Annotated in this window: 13 protein-coding genes; 5 read left to right on the forward strand and 8 right to left on the reverse strand. The window is 66.1% G+C overall.

The genetic code is table 11. The features are described 5' to 3' along the window. Positions 1–35: 35 nt before the first annotated feature. Entirely contained in the window at positions 36–266 is a 231-nt protein-coding gene (locus ACQR1I_RS02990; protein WP_434865684.1) for a hypothetical protein, read from the reverse strand. A gap of 46 nt (positions 267–312) precedes the next feature. Further along, entirely contained in the window at positions 313–2,175 is a 1,863-nt protein-coding gene (locus ACQR1I_RS02995) for a feruloyl-CoA synthase (RefSeq protein ID WP_434865685.1), read from the reverse strand. Between the two features lie 299 nt (positions 2,176–2,474). Here ACQR1I_RS02995 and ACQR1I_RS03000 point away from each other — a divergent pair, with 299 nt between their 5' ends. After that, complete coding sequence (locus ACQR1I_RS03000; RefSeq protein ID WP_434865686.1) at positions 2,475–2,948, forward strand: MarR family winged helix-turn-helix transcriptional regulator; 474 nt, start codon at positions 2,475–2,477, stop codon at positions 2,946–2,948. Positions 2,949–3,145: 197 nt separating this feature from the next. On the opposite strand, the gene ACQR1I_RS03005 is transcribed toward ACQR1I_RS03000, so the two are convergent. Both ACQR1I_RS03005 and ACQR1I_RS03010 read right to left on the reverse strand, forming a co-directional pair. Further along, complete coding sequence (locus ACQR1I_RS03005) at positions 3,146–6,025, reverse strand: EAL domain-containing protein (RefSeq protein ID WP_434865687.1); 2,880 nt, start codon at positions 6,023–6,025, stop codon at positions 3,146–3,148. Positions 6,026–6,193: 168 nt separating this feature from the next. Continuing rightward, positions 6,194–7,192 carry an NAD(P)H-quinone oxidoreductase gene (locus tag ACQR1I_RS03010; RefSeq protein ID WP_434865688.1) on the reverse strand — a complete coding sequence of 333 codons (999 nt, stop codon included), beginning with the start codon at positions 7,190–7,192 and terminating at the stop codon, positions 6,194–6,196. A gap of 85 nt (positions 7,193–7,277) precedes the next feature. Between ACQR1I_RS03010 and ACQR1I_RS03015 the strand changes: the two genes are divergently transcribed. Together ACQR1I_RS03015 and ACQR1I_RS03020 are read left to right on the forward strand one after the other, a co-directional pair. Continuing rightward, positions 7,278–7,469, forward strand: a complete 192-nt coding sequence (locus ACQR1I_RS03015) for a DUF1192 domain-containing protein (RefSeq protein ID WP_434865689.1) — start codon at positions 7,278–7,280, stop codon at positions 7,467–7,469. 376 nt (positions 7,470–7,845) lie between these two features. Then, entirely contained in the window at positions 7,846–8,358 is a 513-nt protein-coding gene (locus ACQR1I_RS03020) for a DUF1465 family protein (RefSeq protein ID WP_434865690.1), read from the forward strand. A 149-nt stretch (positions 8,359–8,507) separates the two neighbouring features. Here ACQR1I_RS03020 and rpmE read toward each other — a convergent pair whose 3' ends face one another. Continuing rightward, entirely contained in the window at positions 8,508–8,735 is a 228-nt protein-coding gene (gene rpmE, locus ACQR1I_RS03025; RefSeq protein WP_015664357.1) for a 50S ribosomal protein L31, read from the reverse strand. A 245-nt stretch (positions 8,736–8,980) separates the two neighbouring features. Between rpmE and ACQR1I_RS03030 the strand changes: the two genes are divergently transcribed. Together ACQR1I_RS03030 and ACQR1I_RS03035 are read left to right on the forward strand one after the other, a co-directional pair. After that, positions 8,981–10,840, forward strand: a complete 1,860-nt coding sequence (locus ACQR1I_RS03030) for an ABC transporter ATP-binding protein/permease (RefSeq protein ID WP_434865691.1) — start codon at positions 8,981–8,983, stop codon at positions 10,838–10,840. A gap of 144 nt (positions 10,841–10,984) precedes the next feature. Next, positions 10,985–11,185 carry a hypothetical protein gene (locus ACQR1I_RS03035; RefSeq protein ID WP_008960499.1) on the forward strand — a complete coding sequence of 67 codons (201 nt, stop codon included), beginning with the start codon at positions 10,985–10,987 and terminating at the stop codon, positions 11,183–11,185. 200 nt (positions 11,186–11,385) lie between these two features. Here the strand turns inward: ACQR1I_RS03035 and ACQR1I_RS03040 are convergent, their stop codons facing one another. From ACQR1I_RS03040 to ACQR1I_RS03050, 3 genes are read right to left on the reverse strand one after another with little or no spacing between them, the layout of a single operon-like run. Next, the gene (locus ACQR1I_RS03040; RefSeq protein WP_434865692.1) at positions 11,386–11,835 is read right to left on the reverse strand and encodes a GNAT family N-acetyltransferase; all 450 of its coding nucleotides are present in this window, start codon (positions 11,833–11,835) and stop codon (positions 11,386–11,388) included. Next, positions 11,832–12,860, reverse strand: a complete 1,029-nt coding sequence (locus ACQR1I_RS03045; protein WP_434865693.1) for a peptidoglycan -binding protein — start codon at positions 12,858–12,860, stop codon at positions 11,832–11,834. Before ACQR1I_RS03045 ends, ACQR1I_RS03040 begins: the two co-directional genes overlap by 4 nt. 37 nt (positions 12,861–12,897) lie before the next feature. Then, on the reverse strand, positions 12,898–13,890 hold the full coding sequence (locus ACQR1I_RS03050) for a flagellar motor protein MotA (RefSeq protein ID WP_434865694.1): 993 nt from the start codon (positions 13,888–13,890) through the stop codon (positions 12,898–12,900). Positions 13,891–14,012 lie beyond the last annotated feature (122 nt).

A 14,012-nucleotide genomic window follows, 5' to 3' on the forward strand; every position in this document is an offset into this window, starting at 1 on the left:
TCTACGACGGCGGAACTAACACGTGTTAATCCGATTCAGTTGGCTTGAGCCGTGTAGTTGATCGGCCTGCCGAGCAGGGAAGCCCGGACCGTCGTCTTTGTCCGCGAAGCGCGCGGGTGCGGCCTTGTGCCGGCCTCGCCAATCTCGAGCACGTTGTCGGCAACGATGAGGCCGCCTAGGTCGGCGTCAACGACGGCTGCGCGCGTCGCCCGCAGTTCGTCGATCTTGTCGATGGGAGCGAGAAGCATCTCATTCGAGATGCTCACCGCTTTCTTCGAATCATCCAGCGCGAACGTTGGCTCTATGTCGCGCTCAGCTGCTCGTGCTCGGCCTGATCAGGTCGGACGCCGCGTCATCCTGCAGCCGCGCGACCAGATTGGCGCGTCGGGAGAGCACCGCCCGCTGGTTGATGTAGGCCTTGTCGGTGATCTCGCCGGCGTCGAGCGAGGGCGGCTCGGCCATCAGCAGCGCCCGCGTCGCATAGCGTGACGATCCCACAGCCTCGGTGCGCAGCTTGGCCAGCCCGTGCGCAATGCCATCGCGTACGGACGGATGGGCGAGCACTTCGCCGACCGAGGCCGCATCCGGTAGCCTGGCCTTGCTGCGGCAGGCGGCGATGTTGGGCACAATCAGGAAATGCACCTCGTCAGTGCCGTGGCCGGCGATCACGATGTCCTGCGCCAGCGGCGCCAGCGCGGCGATGCCGGCGACGCGCAATGCGCCGACGTTCACCCACGTGCCCGAGCTGAGCTTGAAATCCTCGGTGATGCGGCCGTCGAAGAACAGGCCGCGCTCGGGATGCTCGGGATCTGCAAGCTTCACGGCGTCGCCGATCTTGTAGAAGCCTTCCTCGTCGAAGGCGGCGGCGGTGATCTCCGGCGCCTTCCAGTAGCCCGGCATCACATTCGGTCCGCGCACGCGAACCTCGAGCTTTTCGCCTGTCGGCACCAGCTTCAGCTCGGTGCCGGGAATCGGCACGCCGATGTTGCCGGCGCGCTCGGCGAAGAAGTGGCAGTCGGTCGCGAGCGGCGACGTTTCGGTTGCGCCCCAGGCAGAGACCAGCGGCGCCGGCCGGCCGATCGTGGCCAGGCTCATCTCGTTGAGCGCGTCCCACAGGTTCTGCGGCAGGGCGGCGGCCGCATAGAGGATGCACTTCACGCCGGTGAAGAACTTGCGGCGCAGATCGTCGTCCGCCTTCAAGGCCGCGACCAGCATGTCGAAGCCGCGCGGCACGTTGAAATAGATCGTCGGCACCATGCTCCTGAGATTGGCGAGCGAGGTCTCGAACAGTCCGGGCGCCGGCTTGCCTCCATCGATGTAGATCGAGCCGCCGTGGGCGAGCACCAGGTTGAAATTGTGGTTGGCGCCGAAGGTGTGGCTCCAGGGCAGCCAGTCGACGATGACCGGGCCGCCCTCGACCTCGCGCAGGAACGTCCATAGCTGCCCCTTGGCCTGCTGGCTCATCGTCAGCATCCGGTGCGTGTTGATCACCGCCTTGGGTTGCCCGGTGGAGCCCGACGTGAACAGCAGTTTTGCAATCGTATCCGGTGTGACAGCGGCAAATGCGCGGTCCACCTCCGGGCCTGGCGTTGTCGTCAGCAAGGTTTGCAGCGGCACGGCGCTGGCCCCATCGCCATCGCCGGCCACGATCCTCGCGCGATGCAGGCCCTCGATTGCTGCAAGCGCACGGGCAAATGGACCGTGCGAAGCGACGAAGATCGCGCCGGGATCGAGCAGCCGGATCATCGCCCGCAGCTTTTCGTGATCAGTCGACATCAGCGAATAGGCCCGCGAGATCGCACAGGCGGGAATGCCAACATGCTGTGCCGCCAGCGCCAGCACCGCATGCGCGATGCTGTTGTCCGAGAGGATGGCGAGCGGACGATCCGGACCGAGTCCTTGCGCCAGCATCCAGGCGGCGGCGGCACGGACCTCTGTCATCGTCTCGCCATAGGTCAGCCATGTCCAGCCGCCGTCACGGCGCTCGGCCAGGAAGGTGCGGTCCGGCACGGTGCGCGCCCAATGCTCCAGCCATTCGCCGGTACAGCGCGCGAAGGGCAGGAGCGGCATGCGCGAGCGCAGGATGATCGCGCCGTCGTCGCGCTTGTGCGCCTCGATGGAAGGTGCGGCGAACATCGCAGGTTCGGGCAGAGGATGGCGTTCTGCGTTAGTCATGGAACGCCCCCGTCACGTGCCAGACTTCGTCAGAGGGAATATTGCCGGTTGATACGTGATCCTCCCGCTGGGTCGAGACAGCGCCGCGATCAGCTCGTGCGCACCGCCGCATTGCTGCCGCAGTGCAGACAGTCGTCGTCATCTGTAACGGCATGGCTCTCCCTCCCACTCGTATTCATTGCCCGGCAGCCTAACAGAATAGTTGCAGTTTGCAATTATTGTGGATGTGACCAATTGTGGCTGCTTGTTCTCGCGATGGCTCCGGTCTAGGCAGGAGCGTCTCATGTCAGCGAGCCAGCATGTCCAAGAGCGCACGAACGCAACGAGAGGCCGTCGGGCCGGAGGCCGGGATCGGCCTCGGCGAGCTCGAGAACCATCTCGGCTATTTCGTCCGCCGCCTGCAGCATTGGATTTTCCGCGACGTCAACGCGGCGCTCGCGGCCGTCGATCTCGACGTGATCCTGTACTCGATCCTGGAAACGATCGCGGCGAATCCCGGCACCACGCAGATCGCGATCGCCGGCGCGCTCGGCATCGAGCGCGCGCGCATGGTCGGGCTGCTCGATCATCTGCAGAAGGCCGGACTGATCGTGCGCGAGCGCTCCGAACAGGACCGCAGGGCGCATGCGCTCGGGCTGACGCCGCGCGGCCGCGTGATCCTCAGGAAGGCGAATGTCGCCGTCGCGGCGCACGAGAAACGCGTGGCCCGCCGGCTCGGCGCCGACAACTATCGCCGTGCGCTGGCCGCGCTGTCGCAATTCGAGACCGACTAGACTTGTCGCTGACGGCACTGTCGCGAGCCTCCTGCTGCATCAGTGCGCGCATTGGCAATACGTCGCCGGCACGCCAACGCGGTACTGAGGTAAGTCTACCTCAAGATTTCAAAAAGAAAAGATGCATCCGGAAGCTGTGGGGCCACGCTCACGCGGCGTCTGTGCCGGCCCGGATCAGATCAAATGTCCGGATCGTGTCAGCTCGCCGCTTCCAGCCGCTCTTCCGTCAGCAGCCGCATCGCGGCGTCGGCATCCATCGGCTCGCCGAAGGCGTAGCCCTGGGCGTATTCGCAGCCGAGCTGATAGAGCTCGACCGCATCCGAATCCGACTCTGCGCCTTCCGCGACCACGTCCATGCCGAGGTCGTGGGCCAGAGCAATGATCGATTTGAGGATCACCGGCCGGGTGCCGCGCGTGGTCGTGCGGACGAAGGACTGGTCGATCTTCAGCGTGTCGAACGGGAAGCGCTGCAGATAGGCCAGCGAGGAGTGTCCGGTGCCGAAATCGTCGATCGACAGGCCGACACCGAGCTCGCGGATGCGCGCGAGCATCTGCGCGGCGTGCTCCGGGTTCTCCATGACCAGCGATTCCGTCAGCTCGATTTTGAGCGTGCCGCGCGCCACCGACGAGCGCGCCAGCACCGAGCGGATGTCGTGGATCAGGTCGTGGCGCAACAGCTGGCGCGAGGAGACGTTGACGCTGGCGAAGATCGGCTCGCGCAGCCTGGTCGCGCGCTGCCACACCGAGAGCTGGCGGGCGGTCTGGTCGAGCACGAAGGTGCCGAGATCGACGATCAGGCCGATCTCCTCGGCGATGGTGATGAACTCGCTCGGCGACATCCGGCCGAGCTTCGGATGATCCCAGCGCGCCAGGGCCTCGAAGCCGGCGATCGAGCGATCCTCCAGCCGCACGATCGGCTGGTACAGGATCGTGATCTCCTGGCGCTCGATCGAGCGCCGCAACTCGCTCTCGAGCGTCAGGCGGTCGTTCTTGCGCGCGCGCATCGCCGGCTTGTAGACGTCGATGCGGTCGCCGCCGATGCGCTTGGAGTGATACATCGCCAGCTCGGCATCCTTGATGATGTCCTCCGACAACTGCGTCTGCGGGTCGGACAATGCCAGCCCGATCGACGCGGTCAGGAAGATCTCGCGCTCGTTGAAGGCGATCGGCGCGCGGATGGTCTTGCGGATGGTCTCGGCGAAGGCGGTGATGCGGGCCGGATCCTGCTCGGACAGCAGGATCAGGCCGAACTGATCGCCGGCCAGCCGCGCCAGCGTGTCCTGCGGTTTGAGGATGCGCGACAGTCGCCGCGCCAGGGTCAGCAGGATGGAATCGCCGACCGCGATGCCGACGGAATCGTTGACCTGCTTGAAGCGGTCGAGATCGATCACCATCAGGGTCGGCCGCAGGGTCGGCATCGTCTTGGCGAAATTGGCGACGGCTGCGAGGCGGTCGATGAACAGCTTGCGGTTCGGCAGGCCGGTCAGATTGTCGTGCACGCTGTCGTGAAGCAGGCGCTCCTCGGCATTCTTGAACTCGGTCACGTCGGTGAGGGTGCCGACCACGCGCGAGACCTCGCCATCGGAGCCGACCACCGGCCGCGCCTTGAGCGCGAACCACATGAAATGGCCGTCGGGCGTGCGCAGCCGGAAGTCCTGGACGAGGCGGCCGCGGCGCTGGTCGAGCACGCTGTCGAGCGCGGCGCGGAAGCGGTCCTGGTCGAGCGGATGCAGCACCTCGAGCCATTTCGCGGCCGGGCCTTCCAGCGTGCCGCGCTTCAGCCCGAGCAGGCTCTCGGTCTCGGGGCTGGTGAACACCTTGTCGGCGGAGACGTCCCAGTCCCAGATCAGGTCGCCGGAGCCGGCGAGCGCCAGCGCGCGGCGCTCGACGTCGGAGACGATGCCGGTGGTGGCGCCGCCGCCGGCGAAGGCGTGCTGCATCACCGTGAAGCCGATCAGCATCACGATCAGCACGAGGCCGCCGAGCAGCGCGGGGCCGACGATGTCGTTGGTCACCTGGCCGGCCACCGTGAGGCCTGCGGCGGCGACCCACACCGTGAGCAGGAACCAGGTCGGGATCAGCAGCACCGCCCGGTCGAAGCCGTGGCTGGAGAGATAGACGATCAGCGCGAAGCCGAGCGCCGCGATCAAGAGCAGCGACATCCGCGCGATGCCCGAGGCGACCGCCGGATCGAACAGCGCCACCGCGACCAGCGATCCTAGGAAGAACAGCCAGCCCAGGGTGATGTGGGAATAGCGCACGTGCCAGCGCGACAGGTTGAGATAGGCGAACAGGAACACCAGCAGGGTCGCCGCCAGGATCGCCTCGCCGGAGGCGCGCCAGACACGCTCGGCGTTGTTCGACATGTCCAGGACCTTGCCCCAGAAGCCGAAATCGACGCCGATATAGACCAGCACCGCCCAGGCCAGCGCCGCGGCGGCCGGGAACATGATGCTGCCCTTGACCACGAACAGAATGGTCAGCACCAGCGCAAGCAGCCCTGAGATGCCGATCACGATGCCCTGGTACAGCGTGAACGAGTTGACCTTGTCCTTGTAGGCCTCCGGCTCCCACAGATAGAGCTGCGGCAGCTTGTCGGTGCGCAGCTCGGCGACGAAAGTCACGACCGAGCCGGGATCGAGCGTGACGCGGAAGACGTCGGCGGTCGGGCTCTCCTGCCGCTCCGGCAGGTCGCCGATCGAGGGGGTAATGGTGGCGATGCGAGACAGGCCGAGATCGGGCCACATCACGCCGGAGCCGACGACGCGGTAGTGCGGCGCCACGATCAGGCGGTCGAGCTGATCGTCGGTGTTGTTGGCCAGCGCGAACACGATCCAGTTCTGGCCGCCTTCGCGGGCCCGCACCTCGATGCGACGGACGATGCCGTCGGTGCCGGGGGCGGTGGAGACCTGGATGCGGTCGTTCTCGCTGCGCTGATGATCGAGGATGCCGGTCAGGTCGATGGCAGGCGCGTCGCTGCGAACGCTGACGGCGTCAACGGCCTGAGCGGGGGCAACGGCACCACACATCACGAGGCCCAGCGCCACCAACGACGCCAGGCACCTGCTCAGACGCAATGTCAAAACTCCGCGTTCGACACCAGACCACAGCGAAACAGCTCAAACTTAAAGTCACGTTCGCAACGGATGAGGAGCCGTTCCAGGCACGCTTCAGGTGTGCGCGATCATTGGCACGAAAGCGAGGAAAATCAAAGAGATTCCACACACACTCTGTTTAGACGTCGCCTAGATTTCCAACACAATTTTGCCAATATGCTGGCTCGTCTCCATGCGCGCATGAGCTTTCGCTGCATCCACCAGTGGAAACGTCGAGTCCATCAACGGCTTGATGCGGCCCTCGCGCAGCAACGGCATCACCTTGGCCTCGATCGCCGCCACCATCGCCGCCTTGTCGGCATTGCTGCGGGGCCGCAGGGTCGAACCGGTATGGGTGAGGCGCTTCACCATCAGCTTGACGAAATTGACGGTCGCCTTGGGGCTGGACAGGAAGGCGATCTGGACGATGCGGCCATCGGTGGCCGCGGCGTCGTAATTGCGCTCGATGTAGTCGCCGCCGACCATGTCGAGGATGACGTTGGCGCCCTTGCCGCCGGTCGCCTCCCTGACCACGGCGACGAAGTCCTCGGTCTTGTAGTTGATGGCGCGGTCGGCCCCGAGCTTGACGCAGGCGTCCGCCTTGTCCTGCGAGCCGACCGTGACCAGCACCGTGGCGCCGAACGCCTTGGCGAGCTGGATCGCCATGGTACCGATGCCCGAGGAGCCGCCATGGATCAGCAGGGTCTCGCCGGCCTTCAGGCCGCCGCGCTCGAACACGTTGTGCCAGACGGTCATCAGCGTCTCGGGCAGGGCACCGGCCTGCAGGATCGAGAGCGCCGGAGGCACGGCCATCGCTTGCGCGTCCTGTGCGATGCAATATTGCGCATAGCCACCACCGGCCACCAGCGACATCACCGTGTCGCCGATCTTGTGCCGCACGGCGCCTTCACCGAGCGCCACGACCTCGCCGGCGACTTCCAGGCCGGGCAGATCGCTGGCGCCGGGGGGCGGCGGGTAGCTGCCGGAGCGCTGCGCGACGTCGGGACGGTTCACGCCGGCCGCCTTCACCTTGATCAGGATCTCGCCGGGGCCGGGTTTCGGCAGCGGCCGCATCTCGGGCTTCAGCACCTCGGGTCCGCCCGGCTGGCTGATGGCGACCACGGTCATTTGCGCGGGCAGCTGTTCCATGAGAAATCCTTGAACGAGTGATCGAGCGGGTGCTGCGGCGTGCTTAAGCCAGCCCGGGCCCCGCTGGCAACCGGGAGACGGCGAGATGGCAAACGAGGACGACGACCGGCCGCGCCAGGCCAAGGCGCATGAGATCGGGCAGGATCTTTCGATGCTGTCGGTCGAGGAACTGACCAGCCGAATCGCACTGCTGCGCTCCGAGATAGAGCGGATCGAGCAGGCCGTGGCCAAGAAGCGGGCGTCCCGCGATGCAGCGGCCAGCATCTTCAAGTCGTGAGCCCATCCAGGCGCGTAGCATTCACGTAGGAATACGGTCGGCCAGTGGCCGACATGGCTAACGAAGTTTGAAAAATGACTGCCATTTACGGTTGATTAAGCTTTCGCAATTACAACCGAACCGTCCTCGTTTGGACACCGAGTGGCTCCTGTCCACTCTGTTTGACGCCTCCCTGTTATCAACTTTAAAGCCGCCGGAAACGGCGGCTCTTTTTTTGCGTTGCCCTGTGAGCGGGGCGCGCCGCGTCCGCCCCACGCCGTGGAAACCATAAACGGCGTTGCTGCTGGACTCTGAAAAGCCGTCGCGCAATGATTTGTTCATCATACCGGCGCGGTTGCCGGGTTGCGTAAACAGTCGCGTTAAAGAGGCGTTCACCATGTCGGACCGTTTGCTGGGCGATGGCGCTCTTGTTCAGTTCAATGAGCGGCTCACCAACTCTGCCGCTTTCGGCGCACTGTTCCGGGAAGGCATGGATTTGGTCGAGGAGACCGCGGCCTATCTCGACGGCGAGGGCCGCAACGAGGCCAAGGCGCTCGACCGCACCGTCAGCCTGACCTACGCGACAGAGAGCATGCGCCTCACCACCCGGCTGATGCAGCTGGCGTCATGGCTGCTGCTGCACCGGGCGGTGAAGGAGGGCGAGATGACCCTCAGCCAGGCCAACCGCGAGAAGACCAAGGTCAAGCTCACGGCCGCCGATCCAGGCCCGGTCGACCAGCTCGAGAAGCTGCCGCAGCAGCTGCAGGACCTGATCACGCGCTCGATGAGCCTGCAGACGCGGGTCCGCCGCCTCGATCAGACCATCCATTCGCCGCCGCCGGACCAGAGCGCGATCGGCAATCCGCTGGTGCCGCATCTCAACCGGCTGAAGGCCGCTTTCGAGCAGTAAGCGGCCCATGCTCCGCGGCTCGGTTCGCCGAGCCGCCCGCGGAGAGCCACCCCGGCACAAACAAAAACGCCCCCGTTTCCGGGGGCGTTTTGCTGTGAGCGACCCATCCAGGCGGGCCTGAAGGCCTGCGCCCAACGGGCAAGAGGGCATCAATCCTTCTTGAGGAAGCCCTGGAACTTCTTCTGGAAGCGCGAGACGCGGCCGCCGCGATCCATGAGCTGCTGGGTGCCGCCGGTCCAGGCCGGGTGCGACTTGGGGTCGATGTCGAGGTTGAGCTTGTCGCCCTCTTTGCCCCAGGTCGAGCGGGTCTGGTACTCGGTGCCATCGGTCATCACGACCGTAATCGTATGATAATTCGGGTGAATGTCGGCTTTCATGGCAGATCCTACGGCGCGATGCGACGACATGACGGGGCGCGGCCGCGCCTGATCCTGTCGTCACTGAAGGGGGACAATTGGCGCGCTCTATAGCCCAAGGTCCCGCCCAAAACAAGCCAAGGTCGCGAAACAAGCCAGGGCGCGCGTCGGCACCTTGGTATGTTACCGGATTTGCCAAGGCCGGTGCCGCAGGCCTATCAGAACGGCAGATTGGATGAATTCTCAGGTGGCCCCAAGGTGATCCCATGAGTGCAGTGGAACGGCTTGACGAGCGGCAGAGCGCTGCGCCTTCGGCGCAGGAGGCGGTCGAGGACGCCGTCGCGGCGGTCGAGGCGCTGACGGAGCCGCCCGTCCCGGTCCGCCGCTCCAAGCTGCGTCCCCTGCTGGCGCTCGCGCCCTATATCGCGCGCTATCGCGGCCGCGCCGTTCTCGCGCTGATCTCGCTGACGGTCGCAGCGCTGACCACCCTGCTGGTGCCGGTCGCGGTCCGCCGCATGATCGATTTCGGCTTCACGCCGAAGGGCATCGAGCTGATTAACAGCTATTTCAGCGTCATGATCGCGGTCGTCGCGGTGCTCGCGCTGGCCAGCGCCGCCCGTTACTACCTGGTGATGACGATCGGCGAGCGCATCGTCGCCGATATCCGCCGCGACGTGTTCGCACACCTGATGTCGCTGTCGCCGTCGTTCTTCGATTCCGCGCGCTCCGGCGAGCTGGTGTCGCGGCTGACCGCCGACACCACCCAGATCAAGTCGGCGGCCGGCGCCTCGGTGTCGATCGCACTGCGCAATCTGCTGCTGTTTCTCGGCGCCACGGCGATGATGGTGTTCACCAGCCCGAAGCTGTCCTTGTTCGTGCTGCTGGCGATCCCGCTGATCGTGTTGCCGCTGGTCGCCTTCGGCCGTTGGGTCCGCCGTCTGTCGCGCAATGCGCAGGATACGCTGGCCGATGCCTCGGCCTATGCGTCCGAACTGGTCGGCGCGATCAGGACGGTGCAGGCCTATACCAGCGAGAAGCTCGCGGCGGGGCGCTTCGGCGGCGAGGTCGAGCAGGCCTATGAGGCGGCCCGGGTCTCGACCAAGGCGCGCGGCGTGCTCACCGCGATCATCATCTTCATCGTGTTCTCCAGCGTCGTCGCGATCCTCTGGGTCGGCTCGCACGACGTGCTGACCGGCAACATCAGCGCCGGCCGGCTCGGCCAGTTCGTGCTCTACGCGGCGTTCGCCGCCGCCGGGCTCGGCCAGCTCTCGGAGGTCTGGGGCGAAGTCTCGGCCGCCTCCGGCGCCGCCGAGCGGCTGTTCGAGCTGCTGCACGTGCAGCCGGAGATCACCGCACCGGCGCGGCCCGCGGTGCTGCCCGAGCCGGCGCGCGGCGACATCGGCTTCGACCGCGTCAGCTTCGCCTACCCGAGCCGCCCGGATGTGCGCGTGCTCGAGGACGTGTCGTTTGCGATCCGTGCCGGCGAGAAGGTTGCGATCGTCGGTCCGTCCGGGGCCGGCAAGAGCACGCTGTTTCATCTGCTGCTGCGGTTCTACGATCCGGCCTCCGGCGTGATCTCGGTCGATGGCGTGCCGGTGCGCTCCGCCGATCCGCGCAAGGTGCGCGAGCGCATGGCGCTGGTGCCGCAGGAGTCCGTCGTGTTCGCGGCGAGCGCGCGCGAGAACATCCGCTTCGGCCAGCCCGAGGCGACCGATGCCGAGGTCGAGCGCGCCGCCGATCTCGCCCATGCCACCGAGTTCATCCGCCGGCTGCCGGAAGGTTTCGAGACGCAGCTCGGCGAGCGTGGCGTCACGCTCTCGGGCGGCCAGCGCCAGCGCATCGCGATCGCACGCGCCATCCTGCGCGATGCGCCGCTGCTGCTGCTCGACGAGGCGACCTCGGCGCTCGATGCCGAAAGCGAGACCCTGGTGCAGACCGCGCTCGAGGGCCTGATGAAGGACCGCACCACTTTGGTGATCGCGCATCGCCTCGCGACGGTGCTGTCCTGCGACCGCATCCTGGTCATGGATCGCGGCCGGATCGTCGAGCAGGGTACGCACAGCTCGCTGGTCGCCGCCAACGGCCTCTATGCACGGCTCGCGCGGCTGCAATTCGAGACCGTGTAGTTTGGGCAACAATGTGGGCTGCCGGCAACACTGCTAATTCTCAAGCCGGAGCCTGCAACCTTTCTCCAGCCTTGTACGTTCCCTGCCGGAACCGAGGGCACGCGACGATCTTGCGTGTGCCCTCCACCAACAGGAGCAACGGACATGCCCTATCGTCGTGGCAGTTTTGCCCTCACGCCCCCTTCGTTCGTGATCTTCGCCATTGCGCTCGTTCTCGCCTTGGTCGCGATGCTCGCCCACTACATGCACGCCTCGATCCCGCTATTGTCGACCGCGCACGCCTTCGACGCGCTGGCGATCGCCTTCGTGGTGCTTACTATCGGCGTGCTGTTTCGCGGCGTGTAGTTGCTGACAGCCACGCACTAGGTGTCGCCCCTGCGAACGCAGGGGCCCATAACCCCGGTAGAATGTTTTGTGGGCAAATGCCCGCCACGTCTTTCTTCGCAACAGTTCTGCTGCGGCGTATGGATCCCGGATCTGCCCTCGCTGCGCTCGGTTGTCCGGGACGACAGCGGTGGGTGTAGCTGCGGTGTGGGCTGTCAGCGTTAAGGCACCCACGCCATCCGCAGTACAGGACGACCTGAGGTCGGATTGACGTCCTCGCCGGCTTCGACGAAGCCGCTGCGCTTGTAGAAGCGGATGGCGCGGGCGTTGTCCTTGTTGACCAGCAGCGTGATGCCGCGAGGCGATCTCTGCTTTGCGGCATCGACCAATTGCGTCGCGAGTGGCGAACCCCAGTGCTGCGGCGAGACCACCAGCTGGTCCAGATAACCCGACGTATCGATCGTGACGAACCCGGCGAGCCCGCCGTCCATCTCGGCCACGATCACCTCGGCCTTCGGCACCAGCTCGCTCCGCCAGCGCTCACGCCACCACGGCACCCGCGCGGCGAAGTCGATTGCGGGATAGGCGAGCTGCCACGTCTGCTGCCACAGCGCGATCGCCGCGCCCTCGTCATCGGCGCGATAGGGACGCAGAGGGATGGTCGACGTCACCGTTCCGTCAGCTTCAATTCGATGCGGCGGTTGCGGCGGAAGGCTTCGTCTGTGTTCGCAGCATCGAGCGGCTGGAATTCGGCGAAGCCGGCAGCGACCAGGCGCTGCGCGGGAACGCCGAGCGAGATCAGGTACTGCACCACCGAGATCGCGCGCGCCGATGACAACTCCCAGTTCGATTTGAACACCGGGCTGTTGATCGGCCTGACGTCGGTATGACCGTCGACGCGAAGGACCCAGGAGATCTCGGTGGGGATCTGCTTGTCGAGATCGACCAGCGCCGTCGCCACCGAGTTCAGCTCCTGTTGGCCCTCGGGGAGCAGGGTGGCCTGTCCGGTGTCGAAGAACACCTCCGATTGGAACACGAAGCGGTCGCCGACGACGCGGATGTCGGGCCGGTTGCCGAGGATGGCGCGCAGCCGGCCGAAGAATTCCGAGCGGTAGCGTGTCAGCTCCTGCACCCGCTGCGCCAGCGCGACGTTGAGGCGGGAGCCGAGATCGGCGATGCGGCTCTGCGATTCCTTGTCGCGCTTCTCCGAGGCGTCGAGCGCATCTTCCAGCGCGGCGAGCTGACGGCGCAGCGCGCTGATCTGCTGGTTGAGCACCTCGATCTGGGCCAGGGCGCGGGCCGTGACCTGCTTCTCGGACTCGAGCGCCCGGTTGAGTTCGTTGGCGCGGCCCGTCGCATTGCTGCCGACATTGGCCAGGCCGTCGTAGAGGCCCTTGATCCGGTCACGCTCCGCCTCGGCATTGGAGAGGCCGGCGCGTAATTGCGCGACTTGGTCGTCCAGCGACAGCTTGCCGAGCTTCTCCAGCGACAGCATCTCGTTGAGCTGCGCGATCTTGGCGTTCAGCTGCTCCAGCGCCTTGTCCTTGCCGGTGACCTCCTGCGACAGGAAGAACTGCACCACCAGGAACACGGTCAGCAGGAATACGATCGAGAGCACCAGGGTCGACAGCGCGTCGACGAAGCCCGGCCAGTAGTTCAGGCCGGAGTCCCCCCGGCGGGATCGCGCAAGCGCCATCAGTGTCTCCTACTCGTCTCGGGGCTGTCGACGGCGGTCAACTCTTCTCGGTCTGCCGCGCCAGCCGTTCCAGCAGCCGCTTGATCTCGCGGTTCTGCTCGCCCTGGCCGTCGGCCCATTCGCGGATCATCTGCTGCTCGGTGCGCATGTGTCCGACCAGACCCTGGATGGCTTCGGCCAAATTGGCCATGGCCGCGGTCGCGCCGCGGGCCGAGCCTTCCTCCATGGCCGTCCGCAACCGCTCGACCGCGACCGCGAGGTCGCCGCCGGCACCCTCGCCGCCGGCGCCATATTCGCGCACGGTCCCGGCCAGCCAGTCCTCGAGGTCGGTGTAGAAGCGGTTCTGCGCCTGGCTCGACTGCAGGTCGAGGAAGCCCAGGATCAGCGAACCGGCGAGGCCGAACAGAGAGGACGAGAACGAGATGCCCATGCCGCTGAGCGGCGCCGCGAGGCCGCCCTTGAGCGTGTCGAACAGCGCCCCGGCGTCGCCGCCGACCTTGAGCCCGTCGATCACCTTGCCGACCGAGCCGACCGTCTCGATCAGGCCCCAGAAGGTGCCCAGCAGGCCGAGGAAGACCAGCAGGCCGGTCATGTAGCGCGAGATGTCGCGGGCCTCGTCCAGGCGGGTGGCAATCGAATCCAGCAGGTGGCGCATCGTCTGCTGCGAGATCGACATCCGCCCGGTGCGTTCGCGGCCGAGAATGGCGGCCATCGGCGCCAGCAGGACGGGGTGGCGGGGCACCGCCAGGCCGGGATCGGCGATGCGGAAATTGTTCACCCAGGACACTTCCGGATACAGCCGGACGACCTGCCGGAAGGCGAGGATGACGCCGATCAGGAGCACCGCCCCGATCAGGGCGTTGAGGCCTGGATTGGCGAAGAACGCCATGATGATCTGCTTGTACAGCACGACGCCGACCAGGGCGCACAGCACCAGGAAGACCAGCATTCGCACCAGGAAGATCCGGGGCGTGGACAGTTTGGTCGGTTCGACTGACATCGCGGAGCGGGAAGGGGAGCCTTGAGGCATTGTCGATGACATCCGTTGCGGGGGAACCGGTCCCGAAAATCCACTATGGCATAGCAGCGCCGGGAGAACAGCCGGGATCGGCGCACTCCCTTCCCTGCACGGAACTATGGCTGAAACCGGCG

The sequence above is a fragment of the Bradyrhizobium sp. HKCCYLS2038 genome, from assembly GCF_051167655.1.
In the GTDB taxonomy this organism is placed as follows: Bacteria; Pseudomonadota; Alphaproteobacteria; order Rhizobiales; family Xanthobacteraceae; genus Bradyrhizobium.